A 25532-nucleotide genomic window follows, 5' to 3' on the forward strand; every position below is an offset into this window, starting at 1 on the left:
GTGGGACAGGCTTTCGGCAGTGGATCACTTCGGGTGGGAGCAGGCGTGGAACGAGTTGCGGTGTACGGCGCGTACGGGCACACCGGGCGGTTCGTGGTCGCGGAGCTGCGCGAGCGGGGGTATGTCCCGCTGCTGCTGGGACGCGACCGGGACAAGCTGCTGGCGATGGCCGAGCCGGGATCGGAGGTGCGGCCGGCGCCGGTCGACGACCCGGCCGCGCTCGACCGCGCCCTGGCCGGCGCGGCGGCGGTGATCAACTGCGCCGGTCCCTTCGCGACGACCGCCGCCCCGCTGATCGAGGCGGCCCTGCGCGCGGGCATCCCGTACGTGGACGTGGCGGCCGAAATCGAGGCGAACGCCGACACGTTCGCGCGGTTCGCCGACCGGGCCGCGGACACCGTGGTGGTCCCGGCGATGGCGTTCTTCGGCGGTCTCGGCGACCTGCTGGTGACCGCGGCGATGGGGGACTGGACGGCGGCGGACGAGGTGCACATCGCTTACGGCCTGAGCAGCTGGCACCCGACCGCCGGAACATTGGCCGCGGGCGCGGTGTCGCGAGAGCGCCGGGAGGGCCGCCGCGTCCGCTACAGCGGCGGAGGGCTGCAGTACCACGACGACGCCCTGCCGACGCTGGAGTGGGAGTTCCCGGCCCCGCTCGGACGGCAGGACGTCATCGGGGAGTTCAGCATGGCCGACATCGTCACCGTGCCGACGCACCTGGCCGTCCCCGAGGTGCGCACCTACATGACCGCGAAGGCGGCGGCGGACCTGGCCGCGGCCGCCGTCGATGAGCGGGGCCGGTCCGGGCAGACCTTCGTGGTGGACGTGGTCGTCCGCGCCGGTGGTGCGGAACGCCGGATGTCCGCGAGTGGCCGGGACATCTACGCGATCAGCGCGCCGCTCGCGGTGGAGGCCGTCGACCGGATCCTGAGCGGACGGACGCGGTCGAAGGGCGTGGTGTCGGCGGGTGCGGCGTTCGACGCGCCGGACTTCCTGCGCGCGCTGGCGCCGCACCTGTCGCTGTCTCAGCCGACCTGGTGCCGGTAGAAGGGCTCTTTGATCGGCGCCAGCGGGGTGTTGCCGAGGATCAGGTCGGCCGCCTTCTCGGCCGTCATGATCACCGGCGCGTAGATGTTGCCGTTGGTGATGTAGGGCATCACCGACGCGTCCACGACCCGCAGGCCCTCCGTGCCGTGCACCCGCATCGAGCCGGGGTCCACAACGGACATCTCGTCCACACCCATCTTCGCCGTGCAGGACGGGTGCAGCGCGGTCTCCGCGTCCTTCGCCACCCAGTCCAGGATCTGCTCGTCGGTCTCCACCGCCGGGCCGGGGGAGATCTCGCCGCCGTTGAACCGGTCCAGCGCCGGCTGGTTGAGGATCCTCCGCGCCACCTGCACGGCCTCCACCCACTCGCGCCGGTCGTTCTCCGTCGACAGGTAGTTGAACCGCAGCGCCGGATGCCGCCGCGGGTCGGTCGAGGTGATCTTCACGCTGCCGCGCGTGTCGGCGTACATCGGTCCCACGTGGACCTGGTAGCCGTGCCCGCCGGCGGGCACCGACCCGTCGTAGCGGATCGCGATCGGCAGGAAGTGGAACATCAGGTTCGGATACGCCACGGTGTCGTTGCTGCGCACGAAACCGCCGCCCTCGAAGTGGTTCGTCGCACCCGGGCCGGACCGCAGGAACAGCCACTGCGCGCCGATCAGCGGCCGCCGCCACGTCGCCAGGTGCGGCTGCATCGACACCGGCTCCTTGCACGCGTACTGGATGTACACCTCGAGGTGGTCCTGCAGGTTCTCCCCGACACCGGGCAGATCGCGGACCACGTCGATGCCGAGCCGGCTCAGCTCGGCCGCGTTGCCCACGCCCGACAGCTGCAACAGCTGCGGCGTGTTGATCGCGCCGCCGCACAGCACGATCTCCTTGCCGTACACCTCACGCGGCGCACCCCGCCCGGTCGAGTACTCGACACCGACCGCCCGGGTGCCGCGGAACAGGATCTGCGACACGAACGCGCGCGTCCGCACGGTCAGGTTCTTCCGGTGCCGCACCGGGTGCAGGTAGGCGCGCGCGGCGGAGAGCCGCCGGCCGCGGCGCACGTTCCGGTCGAACGGCCCGAACCCCTCCTGCCGGTAGCCGTTCACGTCGTCCGTGCGCGGGTACCCGGCCTGTTCCGCGGCGTCGAAGAACGCCTGGAACAACGGGTTCGACGCCGGCCCGCGCTCCAGCTCCAGCGGGCCGTCGTGCCCGCGCCACCGCCCGTCCGGCGGATCGGCCAGGCAGTTCTCCATGCGCTGGAAGTAGGGCAGGCAGTGCGCGTAGTCCCACCCGGACATTCCGGGGTCGGCCGCCCAGCGCTCGTAGTCCATCGGGTTGCCCCGCTGGAAGATCATGCCGTTGATGCTGCTCGACCCGCCGAGGATCTTGCCGCGCGCGTGGTAGATGCGCCGCCGGTTCATGAACGGCTCCGGCTCGCTGCGGTAACCCCAGTCGTAGAACCGGCTGCCGATCGGGAAGGTCAGCGCGGCGGGCATGTGCACGAACACGTCCCACTTGGCGTCCGACCGGCCCGCCTCCAGCACCAGCACCTTCACCTTCGGATCGGCCGACAGCCGGTTGGCCAGCACGCACCCGGCCGAGCCGCCGCCGACGATGATGAAGTCGTAGTTCTCCGTGCTCACGTTCGTCCTCCTCAGGAAAGCTCGTCGACGAGCCGGCTGCCGGTGCTCGCGCGGTGTTCGGGGAGCGTGCCCAGGTGGTGGCGGCCCTTGAACCGGAACCACACCAGCCCGATCGCGGCGACGATCCCGATGAAGATCAGGGCCATCCAGCGCAGCGCTCCGCCGCCGTAGATCTGCTCGCGTGGCCACGCGAGGTTCACGGACATCCCGGCGCCCCACAGCACGGCCACGATGTTGACCGGCAGGCCCAGCCGCCCCAGCGAGAAGTGACCGCCCGCGTCGCGGCCCGTCCACCCGCCGCGCAACCGTTTGACCAGCATCGGCACCGTCACCAGCAGGTAGGCCAGGTAGATCATGACCACCGCGACGCTGGTGACCGCGGTGAAGATCTGCGGGGTGCCGATGTTGACCAGCAGGATCGCCACCGCGACCGCGCCGATGAGGATCGCCGGGACCACCGGTGTGCCGGTCTTGGCGTTGATCCGCGCCAAGCGCACCCCGAACGGCAGGGCGTTGTCCCGGGCCATCGCGAACATCAGCCGGATCCCGGCGGTGTGCACGGCCAGCGCGCACACCGTGATCGCGACGACGATGCAGCCCAGGAACACCTTGCCCAGCGGCCCGCCGAGCACCTGCAGCACGATCAGCTGCAGCCCGCCCGCCGACGTGCCCAGCCGCGGGTCGGACAGGTCCGGCGCGGCCATGATCGCGAACAGCAGGATCAGCCCGCCGATCACGAACGACGCGATGACCGCCCGCAGGATCGCCGCGGGAGCGGTGCGCCGCGGGTTGACGGTCTCCTCGCCCAGCGAACTCGCCGTGTCGAAGCCGTACATGACGTAGGCGGAGGCGATCGCGGCGACCAGGAACACGCCGGCGTAGCCACCCGTGTGCCCCTCGCCGAGCCCGTGCGTGTCCACGAAGACCTCCGGCCCGCGCACCACGTTCACCGCGAGGATGACGACCAGCAGGACCGCCGCGATCAGCTCGATGAACACGCCGATGCTGTTGATGCGCGCCATCAGCTTGACGCCGAAGGCGTTGACCAGGGTGGTGAACAGGATCAGCACGGCGCCCCAGATCACCGCGGAGATGCCGAAGTCGTGGGCGCCGCTGCCGTCGCCGACCAGCTGGAAGCCGGACCACAGCTGCGGCAGCGTGACCTGGTAGGCCAGCACCACGCTCGCCAGGGTGACCACGGAGGCGGTGAACATCATCCACCCGGCGAGCCACGACGTGGTGGGCCCGGCGAGTCTCTTGGACCAGTTGTAGACCGACCCGGCGACCGGGTAGCGGGCGGCCAGCTCGGCGAAACACAGGGCCACCGCCAGCTGCCCGACGAAGACCATCGGCCAGGACCACCAGTAGGCCGGCCCGCCGGTGCCGAACCCGAAGTAGAACAGCTGGAACGTGCCGGTGAGGATGGAGATGTAGCTGACGCCGGCGGCGAAACTGGCGAACTTGCCGATGCTGCGGTCGAGGGACTGCCGGTACCCGAACTCGGACAGTCCGTGGTCGTTGCTGGTGCTCACGCGCGCCTCCTCTTCAGTACTGCGGCGTGGAGAAGGGAATCCCGGTCAGCCCTTGAACCAGTGCTGCGGCCGGGGATCGATGTTGTGGTAGATGTGCTTGGTCTCGCGGTACTCGTGCAGGCCGGACGGGCCGAGTTCCCGGCCGATGCCGGACTTGCCGAAGCCGCCCCACTCCGCCTGCGGCAGGTAGGGGTGGTAGTCGTTGATCCAGACCGTGCCGTGGCGCAGGGCCCCGGCCACGCGCTGGGCGCGCCCGGCGTCGGAGGTCCACACCGCGCCGGCGAGGCCGTAGTCGGTGTCGTTGGCCAGTTCGATGGCTTCCTCCTCGGTCGCGAACCGTTCCACGGTCACCACCGGGCCGAACACCTCCTCGCGCACCACGGCCATGTCGCGGGTGCAGTCGCCGAACACGGTGGGACGGAGGAAGAAACCGTTGCGCAGCGCGGGATCCTCCGGCCGCGTGCCGCCCGCGCGCAACGTGGCCCCGGCGGCGAGCGCCCCGGCGATGTAGCCCTCGACCTTCGCGCGGTGCTGCTCGGAGATGAGCGGACCGGACTCGGTGGCGGGGTCGAGCCCGTTGCCCAGCCGGATGCGGTCGGCGCGCGCGGCCAGCTCGTCGACGAACCGGTCGTGGATCCCGTTCTGCACGATCAGCCGGGCGCCCGCCGAGCAGACCTGTCCGGAGTGGATGAACGCGGCGTTGAGGGCCTGGTCCACGGCGGTGTCGAAATCGGCGTCGTCGAAGACCACGTTGGGGTTCTTGCCGCCCAGTTCCAGCGCCACCCGGCGGACCCCGCGCGCCGCGGCGGCCATGATCTTCTCGCCGGTCGCGAGCCCGCCGGTGAACGACACCAGGTCGACCCCGGGGTGCTCGACCATCGCGGCGCCGACCGCGCCCGGCCCGAGCAGCAGGTTCACCACTCCCGGCGGCACACCGGCCTCCTCGGCGAGCGCGACGAGCCGGATGGTGGTCAGCGGGGTCAGCTCGCTCGGCTTGAGCACCATCGTGTTGCCCGCGGCCAGCGCCGGGGCGATCTTCCAGGAGATCTGCAGCAGCGGGTAGTTCCACGGGGCGATCAGCGCGCAGACGCCCACCGGCTCGTGCACGATCCGGCTGATCGCGCCCGGGTTCCCGGTGTCCACCACGCGCCCGGCCTCCTGCGCGATCGCCGCGGCGTAGTAGCGGAACACCGCGACCACGTCGTCGACGTCGATGCGGCCCTCGGCGAGGGTCTTGCCGGTGTCCAGGCTTTCCGTGCGGGCGAGGTCCTCCCGGTCGCGGAGCAGCAGGTCGGCGATGCGGGTGAGCAGCTCGGCGCGCTCGCCGGCGGTGGTGCGGCGCCACGGTGAGCCGGGGCGGAACGCCCGGCGCGCGGCGGTGACGGCCAGGTCGACGTCGGCCGGCCCGGCGAGGGCGACCGACTGGATGACGGACGCGTCGTAGGGGTTGAGGACGTCGGTGCGGGACCCGTCGCGCCCCTCGGTCCAGTTTCCGTCGATGTACAGGTCCTTCATGAGCCCTTTCCGATGCGGTAGCGGGCAACGCCGGCGCTGGATGTGATGCGCGGCACGTTCAGTGCGTACATTTGTACATGAGAGTGCGTACGAATGTCCATACTCGTCGGCTACGATCGTGTTAACCGGGAGTCTTCGCAGGTGGGGGTGTGCAGTAGTGTCACAGGTCGCCGGTTCGCGCCGGCAGCGGCCCAACGATCCGGAGCGGCGCTCGAAGATCGCGCGGGCGGCCATCGACGTGGTCGCCGAGCGCGGGATCGACGGGCTGACCCACCGGGCGGTCGCCGCGGCCGCGGGGGTGCCGCTGGGCTCGACGACGTACCACTTCCGCACCCTGGACGACCTGCTGGAGGTCGCGCTGCGGCAGGCGGCCGAGGACAACGTCCGGCGCCTGCGGGAGTGGGAGCGGACGGTGCCGGCGGACGCGGACTTCGCGGCCGCGCTGGCCGAGCTGGTGATGCGGTACGTGCGCGACGAGGGGCCGCACACGGTGGTCGAGTACGACCTGTACGTGGCGGCGATGCACCGGCCGCGGCTGCGCCCGATCAGCGCGGCGTGGGACGACGCGCTGATCGAGCTGTTCGGCTCACGGACGGACGCGCTGACCGGACGCGTGCTGGCGGGGTTGTTCTGCGGTTTGCTGATGCAGCTGGCGATCAGCGACGAAGCACCGTCCGCTTCGGACGTCGAGGCGATCTTCCGCCGGGCGGTCCACGGGCCGTGAGTCCTGGCCGCCGCGAGGGGCGGCCAGGACCGGGCGGCTACGGCTGGGCGACGGGTTCCGGCGCGGCGCTGAGCTCGCGGCGCCAGCGGCCGAAGATCTTCGGCTGGTTCATGGCGAACACGGCCACCGGGCGGTCGCCTCGCCGGTACACGGCGGTGAACCGGCGGGTGGCCGGGTCGCCGTCGACGATCTCGGTCCGGTCGCCGTCGCGGCGGTGCCCGGCGAACTGCAGGCGCGTGCCGTACTGATCGGACCAGAAGTAGGGCGCGCGGGTGCTCGGCACCGGCTCGTGGCCGAGCAGGGTCGCCGCGGCGGTGGCCGGTTGCTCGAGCGCGTTCGTCCAGTGTTCGAGCCGGATCTCCGCGCCGGCGAACGGGTTGTGCGCCACCGCGCAGTCGCCGGCCGCGACCACCGACGGAATGGCCGTCGCGCACCGGGCGTCGGTGCGCACGCCGCGCGCCGCGTCGAGCCCGGACCCGGCCAGCCACTCGGTGTTGGGCACCGCGCCGACGCCCACGACGACGACATCCGCCGGCAGTTCGCGGCCGTCGGTCAGGTGCACCGACCGCACCCGGTCCGTCCCGGCCAGCGCAGCCACGCCGGCGCCGGTGATCAGTTCGACGCCGTGGTCGCCGTGCAGCGCCGCGCAGAGGGCGCCCAGCTCGGCGCCGAGCGGGCCCGCGAGCGGCACGGCCTGCTGCTCGACCACGGTCACCGTCAGGCCGAGCCCACGGGCGGTGGAGGCGACCTCGGCCCCGATGAACCCGGCGCCGATCACGACCAGCCGCGCGCCCGCGACCAGATCGGCCCGCAGCGCGATCGCGTCGTCCAGGGTGCGCAGCGTGTGCACGCCCGCCAGTGCGGGGCCGGGCAGACGGCGGGCCCGCGCGCCGGTCGCCAGGACCACGCCGTCGCAGACGATCCGCTCGCCCGAATCGAGCTCGACGGTCCGCAGCGCGGGGACAAGCGCGACGGCGCGGCGGCCCAGGCGCCAGTCCGCGTCCAGGTCCTCGTCGTCGCTTTCCAGCGCCAGGTCGGCCGCGGACATCGCGCCGGCGAGGAACTCCTTCGACAGCGGCGGCCGGTCATACGGCCGGTGCGGCTCGTCGCCGACGACGACCAGGCGCCCGTCGAAGCCGCGTTCCCGCAGGGCCCGCGCCGTGGACAGGCCGGCCAGCGACGCGCCCGCGATCGCGATCGTGCGCATCAGACCCCCATCCGCTCGGGTGCGGTGACGTTGACGTAGATCTGTCCGTCGACCACGACGACCTCGTGCGTGCGGACCGGCTTCTTCGCCGGCGGCCCGCTCGGGATGCCCGTGCGCAGGTCGAAACAGGAGGCGTGCAGGGGGCACTCCACCGCGCAGCCCTCCAGCCAGCCGTCGGCCAGCGAGGCGTCCTGGTGGGTGCAGGTGTCGTCGATCGCGTACAGCGTGCCGTCGACGTTGAACACCGCGATCGGCACTTCGCCGTCGATGCGGACGGCTTCGCCGACGGGGAGGTCCTGGAGAGCGCAGACGGGAATCATGAGGCGGCTCCGTTGTGTAATGCACAACTACACGTGCTATCCGCAACAGAGTGCGGCAGTGGGCGGGGAGCGGTCAAGGCCTGGAAGTGGGAAATTGTGTCATGTGAGTAGAGTTGCGGTATGCGGAACAACGAGCGCTCGACGAACGGGTCCGCGAGCCAGGTCCAGTCGGTGGACCGGGCGATCGCCATCCTGGACATCCTGGCCAGACGCGGCGAGGCGGGGGTCACCGAGATCGCGCAGGAACTGGACGTGCACAAGTCGACCGCGTTCCGCCTGGTCGGCGCGCTCGAGGCGTGGCAGCTGGTGGAGCAGGTCAGCGAGCGCGGCAAGTACCGCCTCGGGTTCGGCATCGTCCGCCTGGCCGGCGCCACCACGGCGCGGCTGGACCTGTCGCGGGAGAGCCGGGCGGTGTGCGAGCGGCTCGCCGCGGAACTCGACGAGACCGTGAACGTGGCGGTCGTCGACCAGGGGCAGGCGACCAACATCATGCAGGTCTACGGCTCGGCGGCGGTGACCGCGCGGAACTGGATCGGGCAGCGCACGCCGCTGCACGCCACCTCCAGCGGGAAGGTCCTGCTGGCCTGGGCCGCCGACGACGAGCGGGAGTCCGCGCTGGCCGAGCTGCCCGCGTTCACGCCGAACACGCGCACCGACCGGGCCAAGCTCGCCGAGGAGCTGGCACAGGTCCGCGAGCGCGGCTGGGCGTGCACGGTGGAGGAGCTGGAGGTCGGCCTCAACGCGGTCGCCGCACCGATCCGCGCCGCGAACGGTGACGTGATCGCGGCGCTGTCGGTCTCCGGGCCGGCGTACCGCATGGAGCCGTCGTCCTACGTGGACATCGCGGAGAAGATCGTCGCGGGGGCCGAGGAGATCAGCTTCCGCGTCGGCTACCTGGGCCCCCGCTGACCGGCTCCCGCCGCGGCAGCAGGATCGCCGTCTTGGCCAGCACCTCGCGGTGTTCGGCGGCGGGATCGGAACCCCACGTGATCCCGCCGCCGGCCCCGTAGACCGCGGTGCCGGTGCGACGGTCGGCGACCGCGGTGCGGATCGCGACGTTGAACCGCGCCCGCACCGGCGCGCCGGGCGGCGCCACCCATCCGATCGCGCCGCAGTACACCCCGCGCGGGGTGGGTTCCAGGCGCCGGATGAGATCCATGCTGCTGCGTTTCGGGGCGCCGGTGACCGAACCGCACGGAAACAGCGCGCCGAACAGCTCCACCAGACCGGTGCCCGGTTCCAGTTCCGCGGTCACGTCGGAGGTCAGTTGCAGCACCGTCGGGTAGCGCTCGACGCGGAGCAGTGCTGGTACCCGCACGCTGCCCGGCCGCGCCACGCGGGCGATGTCGTTGCGCATCAGGTCCACGATCATCACGTTCTCGGCCCGTTCCTTCTCGCTTGACCGCAGCGCGGCGGCGTGCGCGTGGTCCTCGACCGGGTCCCGACCGCGGGGCGCGGTGCCCTTCATCGGCCGCAGCACCACGTGGTCGCGGCGCCGCTCGAAGAACAGTTCCGGGCTGGCGCTGGCGATCACGAACCGGCCCAGGTCGAGGTAGGCGTGGTGCGCCCCAGCCTGTCCCCGCGCGAGGTGCTGGTAGAGGGTCTGCGGTGTGCAGTCGAGCAGACCGTGCATGCGGACGGTCAGGTTGGTCTGGTACGTCTCGCCGTCCGCGATCCGGTCGCGCACCAGCTCGACCTCGCGGTGGTGGTCCGCTTCGGACCAGGCCGGTGTCCACAGTGCACGGTAGGGCGAGGCGGGCGCGCCCAGGCCGGGCAGGCGTTCGGGCGGCAGGGACAGCCCGAACCACGCCAGCGGCGGCCCGTCCGGGTCCGGCGGGTGGACCGGCAGGCCGAACGCCGCGGCCGCCTCGTAGCCGAGGTACCCGTACGCCCACCCGCCGCGCGCGGTCGCCCGTTCCACCTCGGCCAGCACCGGGACGACCTCCTCCGTCCGGTGTGCCGCCACGACCCGGGCGGGCGCCGGGAAGCCGAGACCCGTCCCCGCCCGCAGGTCGTCGAACCGCGCGCTCAGCGGGCTCAGGGGAACACCACCGTGCTGTTGCCGTTCAGCAGCACGCGCCGCTCGCAGTGCCAGCGCACCGCCCGGGACAGGGCCAGCGCCTCGGCGTCGCGGCCCACCGTTTGCAGTGCGCGTGGGTCGTAGGTGTGGTCGATGCGGATGACCTCCTGCTCGATGATCGGGCCCTCGTCCAGGTCCGGCGTCACGTAGTGCGCGGTCGCGCCGACCAGCTTCACGCCCCGGTCGTAGGCCTGGTGGTAGGGCTTGGCGCCCTTGAACCCGGGCAGGAACGAGTGGTGGATGTTGATCGCCCGGCCGTGCAGCGCCTTGCACAGCTGGTCGGACAGCACCTGCATGTACCGGGCCAGCACCACCAGCTCCGCCTCGTACTCCTCCACCACCTCCAGCAGCTTCGCCTCGGCCTGGGGCTTGGTTTCCGGCGTCACCGGGATGTGCAGGAACGGCAACCCGGCCGCCTCCGCCATCGGGCGCAGATCGTCGTGGTTGGACACCACCGCGACGATGTCGGCGCCCAGACTGCCCGCGCGCCAGCGGAAGATGAGGTCGTTGAGGCAGTGGCCCTGCTTGGACACCATGACCAGGATGCGCGCGTTGCGGTCCGGGTGGAACGCGTACGACATGGCGAAGTCCGCGGCGACCGGCTCGAAACCGCGGGACAGCTCGGCGAGGTCCACCTCGTGGTCCGTGGTCACCTTGGTGCGCAGGAACAGCCGCTTGCGCACCGGGTCGTCGAACTGCTGGTACTCCTCGATGTTGCCGCCGTGCTCGACGAGGTAGGCGCTGACGGCGTGGACGATCCCGGTCCGGTTCGGGCAGTCCAGGGTGAGCGTGAACGAACGCGTCATCGGTGTCTCCTCAGCATTCCACGATGTTGAGAGCCAGCCCGCCGCGGGCGGTCTCCTTGTACTTGTCCTTCATGTCGGCGCCGGTCTCGCGCATCGTCTTGATGGCCTTGTCCAGCGAGACGTGGTGGCGGCCGTCGCCGCGCACCGCCATCCGCGCGGCGGTGATCGCCTTGACCGAGGCGATGGCGTTGCGCTCGATGCACGGGATCTGCACGAGCCCGCCGACCGGATCGCAGGTCAGGCCGAGGTTGTGCTCGATGCCGATCTCGGCCGCGTTCTCGACCTGTTCCGGAGTGCCGCCGATGATCTCCGCCAGACCGGCCGCGGCCATCGAGCACGCCGAGCCGACCTCGCCCTGGCAGCCCACCTCGGCGCCGGAGATCGAGGCGTTCTCCTTGAACAGCGACCCGATCGCCCCGGCGGTCAGCAGGAACCGCACGGCCGCGTCGTCGTCGAAGCCGGGCAGGAACTTCTCCGCGTAGTGCAGCACCGCGGGCACGATCCCGGCCGCGCCGTTGGTCGGCGCGGTGACCACCCGCCCGCCCGCGGCGTTCTCCTCGTTGACGGCCAAGGCGAACAGGGTGACCCACTCCATGGCGTGCAGCGCGTCCGGCTCACCGGAGTCGCGTTCCAGCCGCTCCCGCAGGTCGTTGGCGCGCCGGCGCACCTTCAGCCCGCCGGGCAGCACGCCGGGCGTGTGCGTGCCGCGGTCCACGCATTCCCGCATCACCGACCAGATCCGCAGCAGCCCGGCGCGGATTTCCGCCTCACCGCGCCAGGACAGCTCGTTGGCGAGCATGAGATCGCTGATGCGCAGGCCCGTTTCCCGGGTGAGGGCGAGCAGTTCGTCCGCGGTGGTGAACGGGTAGCGCACCGGCGTGGGATCCGGCACCAGCGCCCGGCGGCCGGTCTCGTCTTCGTCGAGCACGAACCCGCCGCCGACGGAGTAGTACTCGCGCCGGTCGAGGACTTCGCCGTCCTCGCCGGAGGCGGTGAACACCATGCCGTTGCTGTGGAAGTCCAGCCGCTTGCGGCGGTGCAGCACGATGTCGTCGTCCACGGCGAAGGTGATCCGGTGCTTGCCGAGCAGGGCGATCGTGCCGTCCGCCCGTGCCGCGGTCACCGCGGGTTCGGCGGCGACCGGGTCGACCAGGTGCGGCTGCTCCCCGGACAGCCCCAGCACGACCGCCTTGACGCTGCCGTGCCCGTGCCCGGTCGCGCCCAGCGAGCCGAACAGCTCGCAGCGCAGCCGCGCCGTGCGCGCCAGGCGACCGGTGTCGGCCAGGCGGGAGGCGAACAGGTACGCGGCCCGCATCGGGCCGACCGTGTGCGAGCTGGACGGACCGATGCCGACCTTGAAGAGGTCGAAGACGGAGACCGTCATGGTCCCTCCTGATGTAGGGTTGATATACCAGAGTGACGAGTCGTGGTTTTCAGGCGTTAGGATGGGGTTCGTGACCGCTCAACCGCAGGAACTCGAGGGCCCGCCGGTCTCGCTGGCCGAGCGCGCCTACACGGCGATCCAGGACCGGCTGATCATGCTGGACATCCCGCCGATGGCGCCGATCGACGACACCGCGCTGTCCGCCTCGCTCGGGCTGGGCCGCACGCCGGTGCGGGAGGCGCTCAAACGGCTGGAGGTCGACCGGCTGGTGGTGTCCTACCCGCGGCGCGGCACCTTCGCCACCGGGGTCGACATCACCGACCTGGCCTACATCTCGGAGATCCGCGTCCAGCTCGAACCGCTCGCCGCGCGGCGCGCCGCCGAGACCGCAGGCCCGGGCGTGAAGTCCGAGCTGGCCGAGCTCGCCGACGAGGTCGCGGACCTCGACGTGCGGGCGCTCGAACGCGCCCAGCTGATGCGCTGCGACCTGCGCGTGCACCGCGCGATCTACCGCGCCGCGGGCAACCCGCACCTGGAGGACACGCTGGTCCGCTACGACAACCTGGCGACCCGCATCTTCTGCCTGTTCCTGGACCGGATGCCGCACTTCGACCGGCACGTCGGCGAGCACACGGCCCTGCTGCGGGCGATCGCCGACGGCGACGGGGACACCGCCGCCGAGCTGGCCCTCGTGCACGTGACCGGCTTCGAGAAGGCGATCCGCGCGATCATCTGACCGGTTCACAGCAGCGCCTCCAGGACCGCGAGGCCGTCGCGCGTGGCGGCGACGTCGTGCACCCGCACGATCTTCGCGCCGCGCTCGGCGGCCAGCACGGCGGCGGTCATCGACGCCACCGCGCGCTGCCCGACCGGGCGGCCGGTGAGCTGACCGAGCATCGCCTTGCGGGACAGGCCCACCATGAGCGGCACGCCGAGCGCGCGGAACTCCGGCAGCGCGCCGAGCAGGGCGAGGTTGTGCTCCAGCGTCTTGCCGAACCCGAACCCCGGATCGGCGATCAGGTGTGCCACCGGGATGCCGGCCGCCAGGCAGGCCTCGATGCGGGCCCGCAGGAAGTCCCGCACCTGCGCGACCACGTCGGTGTAGCGCGGATCGCGCTGCATCAGGTGCGGTGGCCGGAGCATGTGGGTCAGGCACACCGGCACCCCGAGCTCGGCCGCGGCCCGCAGAGCGCCGGGGTGGCGCAGCGCCCGCACGTCGTTGATCATCACGGCCCCGGCGTCCACCGCGGCCCGCATCACCTCGGGCCGGGACGTGTCGACCGAGATCGGCACGTCCACCGCGCGGGCCAGCCCGGCGATCACCGGCACGACCCGGTCCAGTTCCTCGTCGAGCGTGGGCGGGTGGGCGCCGGGCCGGGTGGACTCGCCGCCCACGTCGAGCAGGTCGGCGCCCTCGGCCACGAGCCGTTCGCCGTGCGCGACCGCGGCCCCGTGGTCGTGGAAGGCGCCGCCGTCGGAGAACGAATCGGGCGTCACGTTCACGATGCCGCACACCAGCGTGCGCGGCCGCGCCAGCAGCTCCGGCACCGGTGTCCGGACGGCGGTGGGGTTCCCGGTACTGGTCATGACTGTCCTAACGGGACGCGGCGGTGATGGTGTGCCGCAACAGCAGCGCGGTGGTGACCGGGCCGACCCCGCCCGGCACCGGCGTCAGGGCGGCGACCCGGCCGGACAGCGATCGTGCGTCGGCGTCACCGGCGAGACCGCCGTCCGGGGTGGGGTTGGTGCCCACGTCGACGACCACCGCGTGCGGGGCGACGTGCTCGGCGGTGATCAGCCCGGCCCGGCCGACGGCCACCACGAGGACGTCCGCCTCGCGCGTGGCCGCGGCCAGGTCCTCGGTGTGGCGGTGGCAGATCGTCACGGTGGCGTCCCGGGCCAGCAGGAGCTGCGCCGCGGGCTTGCCGACCACGGTGGAGCGCCCGACCACCACCGCGCGGCGCCCGGCCAGGGGTACCTCGTAGTGGTCGAGCAGCGCCAGCACCGCGGCGGCCGTGGCCGGCGGGTGCGCGGGCAGGCCCGCGGCGAGCCGGCCGAGCGACACCGGGTTGGCCCCGTCCACGTCCTTGCCCGGGTCGATGGCGGTGGCCAGCTCCTCCAGCCGGGCGCCGCCGGGCAGCGGGGTCTGCAGGATGATCCCGTGCACCGCCGGATCGGCGCTGAGCCGCTCCAGCTCGGCGGTGATCCCGGCGGGGGTGGCGCCCGCGCCGAGGTCCACGACATCGCACTGCACGCCGCTGCGGGCCGCGGTTTTCGCGATCGAGCGCACGTACCAGGCGCTGGACTCGTCGTCGGTGGCGACCACCACGGCCAGGCGGGGGTGGACGCCCCGCTCGGACAGGGCCGCGGCGTCGGCCGACACGCCGTCCCGGATCAGCCGGCCCAGCTCGGTTCCACTGAGGACGGCGGTCATCGCGCGATCTGCTTCCGTACCGCGGCGGTGACGTCGTCCGCGCGCGCCATCGCCTGGTCCACCGTGGCGATCGCCGCGGCCAGCTCGTCGCGCGCCGGGCCCTCGCCGATGCCGGCCAGGTTGATCTCGACGTTCACCCGGGCCGTGGACAACGCCGCCTTCGCCGCGTCCGCGGCCGCCGCGACGTCGCTGATCACGTTGCGGTTGCCGATCGGCTGGAGCCGTTCGGCGAGGCTGACGATCTGCTTGGCGACCGCGATCACGCGAGCCGGGACCCGCCCGGCCTCCACCAGGGCCGCGCCGATCGCCCGCGACCGGGCCAGCTTCTCGCCCTCGGTGGATTTCGGCAGCGCGTAGGCGCGGGTGACGGCCTGGAACGCGGCCGCGTCCTTTTCGGCCAGTGCCAGGGCGAGGCGGCGCAGATCGTCGGCGTTGTCCCGGATCTGCGTGATCGCCTCGGCGTCCTGCCGGTACTTCTCGCCGTCGCTGTAGCGGGCGACCATCGCGATCAGCGCGGCGCCCTGCGCGGCGTGCAGCCCGGCGGTGGCGCCGCCGCCCGGGGCGGGCACCCGGGCGGCGAGCGCGTCGAGGAAGGCTTCCAGGGTGAGGGTGCGCATGGGGTCCTCCCTCAGCGCCGGATGCGCAGCATCTCGGGGTCGACGAGTGGTTCGGCGGCCACGGTGGCGCGCACCCGGCGGCCGAAGTAGCCGATCTCGACCGGCGTGCCCGGGGTCGCGGTGGCGGGCAGCCACGCGTAGGCGATCGGCACCCCCAGGGTGTGGGCGAACGCCGCGGAGGTGACGTACCCGGCGGGGTCGCCGTCGACGAACACCGGCTCGGAGCCGAGCACCACGCTGCGGCCGTCGTCGATCGTCAGGCAGGACAGCCGGCGCGTCACCGTCTCGTCGGTGACCTCGGCGATCGCGTCCCGGCCGACGAAGTCGCCCTTCTGCTTGCGCACCGCGAAGCCCAGCCCGGCCTCGTACGGGTTGTGCTCGGTGGTCATGTCCGCGCCCCACGACCGGTAGCCCTTCTCCAGCCGCAGGCTGTTGAACGCGGCGCGGCCCGCGGCCACCACCCCGAGCGGGCGGCCGGCCTCGAACAGCACGTCCCACAGTCGCTGCCCGTACTCGGCGCTGGTGTAGATCTCCCAGCCGAGTTCGCCCACATAGGACAGTCGCATCGCGGTGACCGGGATGCCGGCGATGTGCGCGGGCATGCAGCGGAAGTACTTCAGCGCCTCGTGCGAGAAGTCGTCCCGGCTCAGCGGCTGCACCAGGTCGCGGGCCAGCGGCCCCCACACACCGATGCAGCACGTGCCGCCGGTGATGTCGCGGACCTGCACGTCGGCACCGGCCTCGGCCCGGAAGTAGGCCAGGTCCAGGTTGCCATTGGCGCCCACCTGGAACCGGTCTTCGCCCAGGCGCGCCACGGTGAGGTCGCTGCGGATGCCGCCGGCCTCGTCCAGGGCGAGCGTGTAGGTGACCGAGCCGACCGACTTGTCCATCTTGCCGGTGGTGAGCCGGTCCAGGAGCGACAGCGCTCCCGGCCCGGAGACCTCCAGGCGCTTGAGCGGCGTCATGTCGTAGAGGGCGACCGCGGTGCGGGTCTTCCACGCCTCGGCCGCGGCGATCGGGGAGTGGAACATCGCCGACCAGGCGTCCCGCGACGGCGGCTGCCACTCCGGCGGCAGGTCCTTGACCAGGTGCGCGTTGGCCTCGTACCAGTGCGGCCGCTCCCAGCCGTGCGCCTCCAGGAAGAACGCGCCGAGCTCCTTCTGCCGCGCGTGGAACGGGCTGACCCGCAGATCGCGCGGCGACAGCTTCGGCTGCAGCGGGTGCACCACGTCGTAGATCTCCACGAAGTTGCGCTGCGCGGTCTCGTCGACGTAGGCATCGGTGGTCTCGATCTCGTCGAACCGGTGCACGTCGCAGCCGTGCAGGGCGATCTCGCTGCGGCCGTCGACCAGCAGCTGCGCGACCGAGCGCGCCACCCCGGAGGAGTGCGTCACCCACACCGCCTCGGCAATCCAGAACCCGGCGACATCGGGGGACTCGCCGATCAGCGGGCCGCCGTCCGGGGTGAACGAGAAGATGCCGTTGAACCCGGTCTCGATCTTGGCCGACCGCAGGGACGGCAGCAGCTGCCGGCTGTGCTCCCAGGAGGGCGCGAAGTCCTCCTCGGTGAACGGCAGCATGGACGGCATCGCCGCCTCGGTGAGGTCGTCGTCGGACACCTCGGGCAGGTCGGACAGCCGCACCGGCATCGGGCGGTGCGCGTAGGAGCCGATGCCCAGGCAGTCCACGTGCTCGCGGTAGTACAGGTCGCGGTCCTGGTGGCGCAGGATCGGCAGCCCCGCCTCGGTCAGCTCGTCGTTGCGCCCCACCAGGTCCGCGACCTGGCCGGTGCGCACGTACTGGTGCGCCAGCGGCAGCAGCGGCACCCGCATGCCGACCATCTCGCCGATCGCCTGACCCCAGAACCCGGCGCAGGACACCACGATGTCGGCGGGGAAGTCACCGGCGGTGGTGCGCACCCCGGTGACCCGGCCGCCGGCGTGCGAGATGCCGGTGACCCGGACGCTGCCGTGGAATTCGGCGCCCCGGGACTCGGCTCGCCGCCGCAGGGCCACCACGGCGCGGGCGGCCTTCGCGAGCCCGTCGGTCGGCGTGTGGAACCCGCCGAGGATCTGCTCGGGGTCGAGCAGCGGGTGCAGCCGCACGCACTCCTCGGGGCCGACGACCTCGCCGGGCACGCCCCACGAGGTGGCCCAGCCCTGCTTGCGGTGCAGATCGGCCAGGCGCTCCGGGGTGGTGGCGACCTCCAGGCCGCCGACCTGGTTGAAGCACCAGGCGCCGTCCACGTCCAGGCTCTTCAGCTTGTTGACCGTGTAGGTGGCGAACTCGGTCATCGTCTTCGACGGGTTCGTCTGGTACACCAGGCCCGGCGCGTGCGAGGTCGAACCGCCGGTCAGCGGGAGCGGACCCTGGTCCAGGACCGTGATCCGGGTCCACCCGCGTTCGGTCAGCTCGTCGGCCAGGTTCGCGCCGACGATGCCGGCGCCGATGATGACAACCCGGGGTGTGGTGCTCATCGTGGTCTCCTGTCTGTGGTCTACGAGGTGGTCCCGGCGGGCTGGAACTCCAGCGCCGCGTCGAGGAGCCAGTCGGCGAGGTATCCGGCGAACGAGGGCCGCACGAACACCCGGAAGTCGTCGCCGGTGCCCAGCGCGAGCAGCAGCACCGGGGCCTGCCCGAGCGTCGTCTGCGCGGCCCGGCCGGCGGGGAACGCCAGCGGGTGCAGGTCGAGCGAGCAGCCGGTGGCCAGCACGTCCCGCGCGTGCCGTCCGCTGATCCGGATGCCGGTGCGCTGCGCGGAGACGTCGATGGCGGCCCCGCCGCGCGGCCGGACCACGGCGCCGAGCCGCGCCTCCAGTTCGTGCCCCGCCGCGGCGGTGCTGGTGACGAGCCATTCGTCCGGGCCGAGCCAGACGATCTGCCCGTCGGCGGCGTAGACCCAGGTGTTCGGCTCGGTGGGCAGCGGAGTGCCGAGCACCTCGGCCGGTGGACTCACCCGCAGGTCCACCGCGGCCACCGGCGGCTCGGCCTCCAGGTTCAGGCCGGTCGCGTTGCGCGAGGCGGCGGCCAGCGCGGGGATCCACTGCTGCAGCGGATGCGTGGGGTAGAGACGAGGCTCAGCCATCGCGGCGTGCTCCTTCCGGGTCGACCAGCACGATCCCGCCGATCTCGGCCGGCACCAGCGTGCCGTCGACCGGGACGTGGACGGTTTCGCCGATGCGCGCCTGCCCGCCCTTGACCAGTGCCAGCGCGAACGGGCGGCCCAGCTCGGCGCTGTGGTAGCTGGAGGTGACGTGGCCGAGCATCGGCACCGGCGGCGGGGGCAGGGTGCCGTCCGGCCGGAACTCCACGATCTGCGAGCCCTCCGGCAGCCTGGTCCGGGCGTCGGCGGGCAGCAGCGACACGAGCTGCTTGCGCAGCGGGTTGGTGTTCTCCGCCCGGGTGAACGACCGCTTGCCGACGAAGTCCCGCTTCTTCTTCGACACCGCCCAGCCGAGGCCGAGGTCGTGCGGGCTGACCGTGCCGTCGGTGTCCTGCCCGACGATCGGGTAGCCCTTCTCCGCCCGCAGCACGTGCATGGTCTCGGTGCCGTACGGGGTGATGTTCCAGCGCGCGCCGGCCGACAGCAGCCGCAGCCACATCGCCCTGGCGTACCAGGAGCTCACGTTGACCTCGAAGGCCAGCTCACCGGAGAAGGAGATGCGGGCGATGCGCACCGGCACGCCGTCGAGTTCGGTGTCCTGCCAGGACATGAACGGGAACGCGTCGTTGGAGACGTCCAGGTGCGGGAAGGCCGCGGCGATCACGTCGCGGGAGCGCGGCCCGACGACGGGGAACACCGACCACTGCTCGGTCACCGAGGTCAGGTGCACGCGCAGGTCCGGCCACTCGGTCTGCAGCCACTCCTCCATCCAGTCCAGCACGCGGGCCGCGCCGCCGGTGGTGGTGACGACCAGGAACCGGTCCTCGGCCAGCCGCAGCACGGTGCCGTCGTCGAACACCATGCCGTCGTTGCCGCACATGACGCCGTAGCGCACGCGCCCGACCTTCAGGGTGCTCATCATGTTGGTGTAGAGCCGGTCGAGCAGCTCGGCGGCGTCCGGGCCCTGCACGTCGATCTTGCCCAGCGTGGAGCCGTCCAGGATGCCGACCCCGCCGCGGACCGCCGCGCACTCGCGCAGCACGGCGGTGTCCATGTTCTCGTGCGGCGCCGGGTAGTAGCGAGCCCGCTTCCACTGCCCGACGTCCTCGAACACCGCCCCGGCGGCGACGTGCCAGCTGTGCAGCGAGGTGATCCGCTCGGGGTCGAACAGCTTCCCGCGTTCGCGCCCGGCCAGCGCGGCGAACGCCACCGGGGTGTACGGCGGTCGGAACGTCGTGGTGCCGGTGTCCTCGACCGGTTTGCCCAGCAGCTCGGCGACGATGCCGGAGGCGATCACCCCGGACGTCTTGCCCTGGTCGTGCGCGGTGCCGATGGTGGTGTGGCGCTTGACGTGCTCGACCGAGCGCAGCCCGGCGCCCACCGCCCGCTCGATGTCGGCGACCGTGGCGTCGCGCTGGATGTCCACGAACTGGCGGGCCGAATCGCCCTCGGTGCGCCACAGCACCAGCGGCGGCGTGATCTCCGGCTCGGCGGGCGTGGCGGGCGCGTCGTCCCCGGCGCCGTCGCGCAGGCACCCGGCGAGGTCGAACGTGCCGTTCGCGGCGCCGATCACCGACACGCCGGGGATCGGCTCGGCCGGGCGGAAGGCGCCCAGCGCGGGGTCGTAGCGCAGCGCGCCGCGGACGTGGCTGAACAGGTGCGCGGCCGGGTTCCAGCCGCCGGAGGTCAGCAGCAGGTCGCACGGCAGCGACTCCGGCTTGCCCGCGGTCACCGTGTCCACGCCGGTGATCCGCCCGTCGCCGGTGGTGCCCACGACGCTGCTGCCCGGGCGCACGGCGATCGAGCGCTCCCGGCACAGGCCCGCCCAGTGCTCCGGGGCGCTCGCCCGTGCGTCGAGGACGGTGACCCGCGCCCCGGCGTGCTCCAGGTCGAGCGCGGCGGCGTAGGCGGAGTCGTTCGTGGTGAACACGACGACCTCGCGGCCGGCGAGCACGCCGTAGCGGTGCAGGTAGTCGCGGGCGGCGGAGGCGAGCATGATGCCCGGCCGGTCGTTGTCGGCGAACACCACGGGCCGTTCGTGCGCGCCGGTGGCGACGACGATGTGCCGCGCGCGGATCCGGTGCACCCGCTGGCGCGACACGTTGCGCGGCGCGGTGGTGCCGAGGTGGTCGGTGCGCCGTTCCAGCGCCAGCACGAACCCGTCGTCGTAGTGCCCGAACGCCGTGGTGCGCTGCAGGTGCAGCACCTCCGGGGCGGCGGCCAGCTCGGCCACCACCTCGGCGACGAAATCCCGCGACGGACGCCCGTCGATCACCTCGGTGCCGGTCAGCGAGCCGCCCGCGTCGGCCCGGTCGTCGACCAGCACGACCCGTTCCCCGCGCCGCGCGGCCGCGCGGGCGGCCAGCAACCCGGCTGGGCCCGCGCCGACGACGAGCGTGTCGCAGTGCGTGTGCTTGCGGTCGTACCGGGCGGTGTCGGCCACCTCGGCGAGCCGGCCCTGCCCGTTGAGCCCGCGCGCGACGAGACCGTCGGTCAGGTCCACGGTCGCGGCCAGCAGCATCGGCTCCGGGAAGGGCTCCTCGATCTGCACCAGGCCGGTCGGGTCCTCGACCCAGGCCGCGCCGATCCCGCGCGGGCGGCCGAACTTCACGCTCGAGCCCACCGCGTGCATGCCGTGGGCGAGCAGCGCCGAAGCCAGCGTGTCGCCCGGGTGCCCGGTGTAGGTGACCCCGTCGAAGGTGAACCCGACGGTCCGGGTGCGGTCGATGCGGCCGTAGCCCTTGATGCGGCTCATGACGCCACCTCCGGTGCGGACTGGCCCATCGGGTACACGGCCAGGAACTGGTAGGTCCGGGTGTCGCGGACCGCGTTGAACCAGCGCCGGCATCCCACGGCGTGGCTCCAGCGTTCGGCGAACGGGCCCTTGGGGTTGTCCCGGAAGAAGACGAAGTGCGCCCATTCCTCGTCGGACAGCGCCGCCGGGTCGTCCGGGTAGGCGATGTGGGCCTGGCCGCCGTAGTGGAACTCCACTTCCTCGCGCGGCCCGCACCACGGGCAGGTGATGAGTTGCATGCGTGGCTCCTAGTGGGCGACGGCGGCGGCGCCGTGCTCGTCGACGAGCGCGCCGGTGACGAAGCGGTCCAGGCCGAACGGCGCCACGTACGGGTGCGGCTCGCCGTTGGCGATCGTGTCGGCCAGGCACCAGCCCAGGCCCGGGGTGGCCTTGAAACCGCCGGTGCCCCAGCCGCAGTTGAGGTAGACGTTGTCGAAGGGCGTGCGGCCGACGATCGGCGAGGCGTCCGGCGTGACGTCGACGATCCCGGCCCAGCTGCGCAGCAGGTGCGCCCGCGCGAACACGGGGAACAGCTCCACCGCGGCGGCCATCTGCCGCTCGATGATGTGGAAGGCGCCGCGCTGGCCGTACCCGTTGTAGGAGTCCACGCCGGCGCCCATCACCAGTTCGCCCTTGTGGGCCTGGGAAACGTAGACGTGCACGGCGTTGGACATCACGATCGTCGGGTGCACCGGTTCGAGCAGTTCCGACACCAGTGCCTGCAGCGGGTGGGACTGCAGCGGTGCGCGCACACCCAGCTCGTCCAGCAGCACCGAGGTGTGCCCGGCCGCGCACAGGGCGACCGTGCCGCACCCGATGTCGCCGCGGCTGGTCCGGACCCCGGTGACCCGGTCACCGTCCACAGTGAACCCGGTGACCTCGCAGTCCTGGATCAGGTCGATCCCGGCCTCGTCGGCCCGGCGGGCGAACCCCCAGGCGACGTAGTCGTGCTTGGCGATGCCCGCGCGCGGCTGGTAGGTCGCGCCCAGCACCGGGTACCGGATGTCGCCGGAGACGTTGACGATCGGGCAGACCTTGGCGACCTCGTCCGGGGAGAGCCATTCGGCGTCGATGCCGTTGAGCTTGTTCGCCTCCACCCGGCGCACGCTGTCGCGCACGTCCTGCTCGGTGTGCGCCAGGTTCAGCACGCCGCGCTGGGAGAACAGGATCGGGTAGCCCAGGTCGTCCTCGAGGCCCTCCCACAGCTTGAGGGCGTGCTCGTAGATCGCCGCGGATTCGTCCCACAGGTAGTTGGAGCGGATCAGCGTGGTGTTGCGGGCCATGTTCCCGCCGGCCAGCCAGCCGCGCTCCAGCACGGCGACGTTGGTGATGCCGTGGTTGCGCGCGAGGTAGTGCGCGGTGGCCAAGCCGTGCCCGCCGCCGCCCACGATCACGACGTCGTAGCTGCGCTTGGGTTCCGGGTTGCGCCAGAGGAAGTCCGGGTGGTCGGGCAGGTGCGCGCCCGGCGGCTGGGTGGGAGTCATGCCGTCAGCTCCGGGTAGAGGGGGTGGCGGGCGGTGAGGTCGGCGACGCGGGCGGCGAGCTTGTCCAGGGCGGAGGCGTCCGGGCGCAGTGCCAGCGCGGCGATGTCGGCGACCTCGGCGAAGTCGTCGGGCCCGAACCCGCGGGCGGCCAGCGCGGGCGTGCCGAACCGCAGTCCGGAGCTGATCATCGGCGGGCGCGGGTCGAACGGGACCGCGTTGCGGTTGACCGTGATCCCCACTTCGTGCAGCCGGTCCTCGGCCTGCTTCCCGTCCAATTCGGACTCGCGCAGGTCGGCCAGCACCAGGTGCACGTCGGTGCCGCCGGTCAGCACCCCGATGCCGCTCTCCCGCAGGAAGCGGTCGGCCAGGATCTTCGCGCCCTCCAGCGTGCGCTCCTGGCGCTCCCGGAACTCCGGCTCGGCGGCCAGCTTGAACGCCACCGCCTTGCCGGCGATCACGTGCTCCAGCGGCCCGCCCTGCTGGCCGGGGAACACGCTGCTGTTGAGCTTCTTCGCCAGCGCGCCCTCGGCCAGGATCACGCCGCCGCGCGGGCCGCCGAGGGTCTTGTGCGTGGTCGAGGTGACCACGTGCGCGTGCGGCACGGGGGAGGGGTGCAGGCCCGCCGCGACCAGCCCGGCGAAGTGGGCCATGTCGACCATCAGGTAGGCGCCGACCTCGTCGGCGATCCGGCGGAACGCGGCGAAGTCCAGGTGCCGCGGGTAGGCCGACCAGCCGGCCACGATCAGCTTCGGCCGGCGTTGCCTCGCCAGCCGCTCGACCTCGTCCATGTCCACCCGGTGGTCGTCGGCGCGCACGTGGTAGGCGGCGACGTCGTAGAGGCGGCCGGAGAAGTTGAGCTTCATGCCGTGCGTCAGGTGGCCGCCGTGCGCCAGGTCCAGGCCGAGGATCGTGTCCCCGGGTTCCAGCAGCGCGGCCATGGCGGCGGCGTTGGCCTGCGCGCCGGAGTGCGGCTGCACGTTGGCGTACTCGGCGCCGAACAGGGCCTTGAGCCGGTCGATCGCCAGCGTCTCGATCTCGTCGACGTGCTCGCAGCCGCCGTAGTAGCGGCGGCCGGCGTAGCCCTCGGCGTACTTGTTGGTCAGCACCGAGCCCTGCGCCTGCATCACCGCCAGCGGCGCGAAGTTCTCGCTCGCGATCATCTCCAGGGTGTCCCGCTGGCGGCCGAGCTCGCGCCCGATCGCCGCGTGCACCTCCGGGTCGGTCTGGAGCAGGGAACGCCCGAGCACGCGCTGGGGGCTGAGTGCGCCAGCGCGGCCGATGGCCACCGACATGCTGCCTCCCGGTCTCATACCTCTGTTCGCGGACTGATATATCAACTGGCGGTCACGCTACGGGCGGCTTCCGGCGGGGTCAAGAGCCGATTCCGGGGAACCTGTTGTTACCCGTGAGTTCCTTGTCTGCCAGGCATTTGGCCGTTCATGTTTCCGGTTCGCAAACTCCGCGCCGCCGCGCGTTCAGGTCTTGACAGAACCGGCGGGCAAGCCGCACTGTGGTGCGCATCGCAGTTGCATATCACGCAGGTGTTGCGCAAGAAGCAACAACCAGTCCCCGGTCACTCACACCACCACGGAGCGTTCGTTGACCGAGAACACCACCGCCGTGCCGGCCGCCGACCAGTCCGGGCTCCCGTCGAGCCTGATCCCCACGCTCGCCGGGATCACCTACACCGACGAGACGATCTTCGCGCTGGAACAGGAAAAGATCTTCGAGCAGATGTGGTTCTGCGCGGTGCGCGGCGCCGACCTGCCGGAACCCGGCAACTTCCGCACCGTCCAGGTCGGCCGCGAGAGCGTGGTGGTGACCCGGTCGCGCGACGGCGCCCTGCGAGCCTTCCTCAACATCTGCCGCCACCGCGGTGCGCGCCTGTGCGTGGAGGAGACCGGCACGGTCAAGCGGAACTTCCAGTGCCCCTACCACGCGTGGACCTACGGCCTGGACGGCAAGCTCGTCGCGGCGCCGAACCTGACCTCGATGCCGGACATCGACCGCACCGAGTACGGCCTCAAGCCGGTGCACCTGCGGGAGTGGCTCGGCTACGCATGGCTGTGCCTGGCGCCGGAGCCGCCTTCGTTCGAGGAGACGGTGCAGGCGGACGTGGCCGGACGGCTCGGCGAGCTCGACGCGATCGGCAACTACGGCATCGACCAGCTGGCCCTGGGCAGGCGCATCACCTACGACGTCAAGGCCAACTGGAAGCTCATCATCGAGAACTTCATGGAGTGCTACCACTGCGCGACGATCCACCCCGAGCTGACCGAGGTGCTGCCGGAGTTCGCCGACGGGTACGCCGCGCAGTACTACGTCGGCCACGGCGCGGAGTTCGGCGAGGAGGTCAGCGGGTTCACCGTGGACGGCAGCCCCGGGTTCGGCCGGCTCGGCGGGGTGGACGAGCACCAGGACCGCCGGTACTACGCGATCACCGTCCGGCCGCAGGTGTTCGTCAACCTGGTGCCCGACCACGTGATCATCCACCGGATGTTCCCGATGGCCGCCGACCGCACGATCGTCGAATGCGACTGGCTCTACGACCGCGAAGTGGTGGAGTCCGGCCGCGACGTGTCACACTCGGTCGAGCTGTTCCACCGCGTGAACCAGCAGGACTTCGACGCCTGCGAGCGCTGCCAGCCCGCGATGTCCTCGCGCGCCTACGCCCAGGGCGGGGTCCTGGTGCCCTCCGAACACCACATCGGCGAGTTCCACCAGTGGGTCGAACGGACATTGGCCGGCGGGCGGTGACGCGGTGACCATCTCGCGGAGCGCAGGGGGGCAACCGGACAACCAACTCGAGCAAGAGGCGGTGAGCGTCGTGCCCGGTGAGGAAGCAACG

Annotated in this window: 22 protein-coding genes; 5 read left to right on the forward strand and 17 right to left on the reverse strand. The window is 72.2% G+C overall.

Annotated features, from left to right (window positions below; translation table 11 throughout):
• The first annotated feature begins 45 nt into the window (after positions 1-45).
• Positions 46-1047 (forward strand): saccharopine dehydrogenase family protein, encoded by a 1002-nt coding sequence (locus IE290_RS30215; RefSeq protein WP_229874808.1) that lies wholly within the window; start codon positions 46-48, stop codon positions 1045-1047.
• On the opposite strand, the gene betA is transcribed toward IE290_RS30215, so the two are convergent.
• Genes betA through IE290_RS30230 form a run of 3 tightly spaced genes read right to left on the reverse strand, consistent with a single transcriptional unit; the run spans position 1026 to position 5731 of the window.
• Entirely contained in the window at positions 1026-2684 is a 1659-nt protein-coding gene (gene betA, locus IE290_RS30220; protein ID WP_191248102.1) for a choline dehydrogenase, read from the reverse strand. The genes IE290_RS30215 and betA overlap by 22 nt on opposite strands.
• Positions 2685-2695: 11 nt before the next feature.
• Complete coding sequence (locus IE290_RS30225; RefSeq protein ID WP_191248103.1) at positions 2696-4216, reverse strand: APC family permease; 1521 nt, start codon at positions 4214-4216, stop codon at positions 2696-2698.
• A gap of 45 nt (positions 4217-4261) precedes the next feature.
• On the reverse strand, positions 4262-5731 hold the full coding sequence (locus IE290_RS30230) for an aldehyde dehydrogenase family protein (protein ID WP_191248104.1): 1470 nt from the start codon (positions 5729-5731) through the stop codon (positions 4262-4264).
• 157 nt (positions 5732-5888) lie between these two features.
• Between IE290_RS30230 and IE290_RS30235 the strand changes: the two genes are divergently transcribed.
• The gene (locus IE290_RS30235) at positions 5889-6455 is read left to right on the forward strand and encodes a TetR/AcrR family transcriptional regulator (protein ID WP_191248105.1); all 567 of its coding nucleotides are present in this window, start codon (positions 5889-5891) and stop codon (positions 6453-6455) included.
• Between the two features lie 37 nt (positions 6456-6492).
• On the opposite strand, the gene IE290_RS30240 is transcribed toward IE290_RS30235, so the two are convergent.
• A complete protein-coding gene (locus IE290_RS30240; RefSeq protein ID WP_191248106.1) occupies positions 6493-7662 on the reverse strand; it encodes an NAD(P)/FAD-dependent oxidoreductase in 1170 nt (389 codons plus the stop codon).
• Complete coding sequence (locus tag IE290_RS30245) at positions 7662-7982, reverse strand: bifunctional 3-phenylpropionate/cinnamic acid dioxygenase ferredoxin subunit (protein ID WP_191248107.1); 321 nt, start codon at positions 7980-7982, stop codon at positions 7662-7664. The genes IE290_RS30240 and IE290_RS30245 overlap by 1 nt, the downstream gene beginning before the upstream one ends.
• A 120-nt stretch (positions 7983-8102) precedes the next feature.
• Between IE290_RS30245 and IE290_RS30250 the strand changes: the two genes are divergently transcribed.
• A complete protein-coding gene (locus IE290_RS30250; RefSeq protein WP_191248109.1) occupies positions 8103-8891 on the forward strand; it encodes an IclR family transcriptional regulator in 789 nt (262 codons plus the stop codon).
• Here the strand turns inward: IE290_RS30250 and pabB are convergent.
• The 3 genes from pabB to IE290_RS30265 form a co-directional block, all read right to left on the reverse strand.
• Positions 8857-9915 (reverse strand): aminodeoxychorismate synthase component I, encoded by a 1059-nt coding sequence (gene pabB, locus IE290_RS30255; RefSeq protein ID WP_229874809.1) that lies wholly within the window; start codon positions 9913-9915, stop codon positions 8857-8859. The genes IE290_RS30250 and pabB overlap by 35 nt on opposite strands.
• Before the next feature lie 104 nt (positions 9916-10019).
• Positions 10020-10868 carry a formyltetrahydrofolate deformylase gene (gene purU / locus IE290_RS30260; protein WP_191248110.1) on the reverse strand — a complete coding sequence of 283 codons (849 nt, stop codon included), beginning with the start codon at positions 10866-10868 and terminating at the stop codon, positions 10020-10022.
• Between the two features lie 10 nt (positions 10869-10878).
• Entirely contained in the window at positions 10879-12252 is a 1374-nt protein-coding gene (locus IE290_RS30265; protein ID WP_191248112.1) for an L-serine ammonia-lyase, read from the reverse strand.
• 61 nt (positions 12253-12313) lie between these two features.
• Here IE290_RS30265 and IE290_RS30270 point away from each other — a divergent pair, with 61 nt between their 5' ends.
• Positions 12314-12988, forward strand: coding sequence for a GntR family transcriptional regulator (locus tag IE290_RS30270; protein ID WP_191248113.1), 675 nt, complete (start codon positions 12314-12316; stop codon positions 12986-12988).
• A 5-nt stretch (positions 12989-12993) separates the two neighbouring features.
• Here IE290_RS30270 and folP read toward each other — a convergent pair whose 3' ends face one another.
• The 9 genes from folP to glyA are packed head-to-tail and all read right to left on the reverse strand — an operon-like array spanning position 12994 to position 23976.
• Complete coding sequence (gene folP / locus IE290_RS30275) at positions 12994-13839, reverse strand: dihydropteroate synthase (protein WP_191248114.1); 846 nt, start codon at positions 13837-13839, stop codon at positions 12994-12996.
• 7 nt (positions 13840-13846) lie between these two features.
• Positions 13847-14686 (reverse strand): bifunctional 5,10-methylenetetrahydrofolate dehydrogenase/5,10-methenyltetrahydrofolate cyclohydrolase, encoded by an 840-nt coding sequence (locus tag IE290_RS30280; RefSeq protein ID WP_191248115.1) that lies wholly within the window; start codon positions 14684-14686, stop codon positions 13847-13849.
• The gene (locus tag IE290_RS30285) at positions 14683-15303 is read right to left on the reverse strand and encodes a cyclodeaminase/cyclohydrolase family protein (protein ID WP_191248117.1); all 621 of its coding nucleotides are present in this window, start codon (positions 15301-15303) and stop codon (positions 14683-14685) included. Before IE290_RS30285 ends, IE290_RS30280 begins: the two co-directional genes overlap by 4 nt.
• A gap of 11 nt (positions 15304-15314) precedes the next feature.
• Positions 15315-17780 carry a GcvT family protein gene (locus tag IE290_RS30290; RefSeq protein WP_191248118.1) on the reverse strand — a complete coding sequence of 822 codons (2466 nt, stop codon included), beginning with the start codon at positions 17778-17780 and terminating at the stop codon, positions 15315-15317.
• Positions 17781-17800: 20 nt separating this feature from the next.
• The gene (locus tag IE290_RS30295) at positions 17801-18388 is read right to left on the reverse strand and encodes a sarcosine oxidase subunit gamma (RefSeq protein ID WP_191248120.1); all 588 of its coding nucleotides are present in this window, start codon (positions 18386-18388) and stop codon (positions 17801-17803) included.
• Complete coding sequence (locus IE290_RS30300) at positions 18381-21161, reverse strand: 2Fe-2S iron-sulfur cluster-binding protein (RefSeq protein ID WP_191248121.1); 2781 nt, start codon at positions 21159-21161, stop codon at positions 18381-18383. The genes IE290_RS30295 and IE290_RS30300 overlap by 8 nt, the downstream gene beginning before the upstream one ends.
• Positions 21158-21439: a sarcosine oxidase subunit delta gene (locus IE290_RS30305; RefSeq protein ID WP_191248122.1), complete on the reverse strand. Its 282-nt coding sequence runs from the start codon at positions 21437-21439 to the stop codon at positions 21158-21160. The genes IE290_RS30300 and IE290_RS30305 overlap by 4 nt, the downstream gene beginning before the upstream one ends.
• 9 nt (positions 21440-21448) lie before the next feature.
• The gene (locus tag IE290_RS30310; protein WP_191248123.1) at positions 21449-22684 is read right to left on the reverse strand and encodes a sarcosine oxidase subunit beta family protein; all 1236 of its coding nucleotides are present in this window, start codon (positions 22682-22684) and stop codon (positions 21449-21451) included.
• Complete coding sequence (glyA, locus tag IE290_RS30315) at positions 22681-23976, reverse strand: serine hydroxymethyltransferase (protein WP_229874810.1); 1296 nt, start codon at positions 23974-23976, stop codon at positions 22681-22683. Before glyA ends, IE290_RS30310 begins: the two co-directional genes overlap by 4 nt.
• 307 nt (positions 23977-24283) lie before the next feature.
• Between glyA and IE290_RS30320 the strand changes: the two genes are divergently transcribed.
• Positions 24284-25441 (forward strand): aromatic ring-hydroxylating oxygenase subunit alpha, encoded by a 1158-nt coding sequence (locus IE290_RS30320; protein ID WP_191248124.1) that lies wholly within the window; start codon positions 24284-24286, stop codon positions 25439-25441.
• Positions 25442-25532 lie beyond the last annotated feature (91 nt).

The sequence above is a fragment of the Amycolatopsis deserti genome, from assembly GCF_014653945.1.
Classification (GTDB): Bacteria; Actinomycetota; Actinomycetes; order Mycobacteriales; family Pseudonocardiaceae; genus Amycolatopsis_E; species Amycolatopsis_E deserti.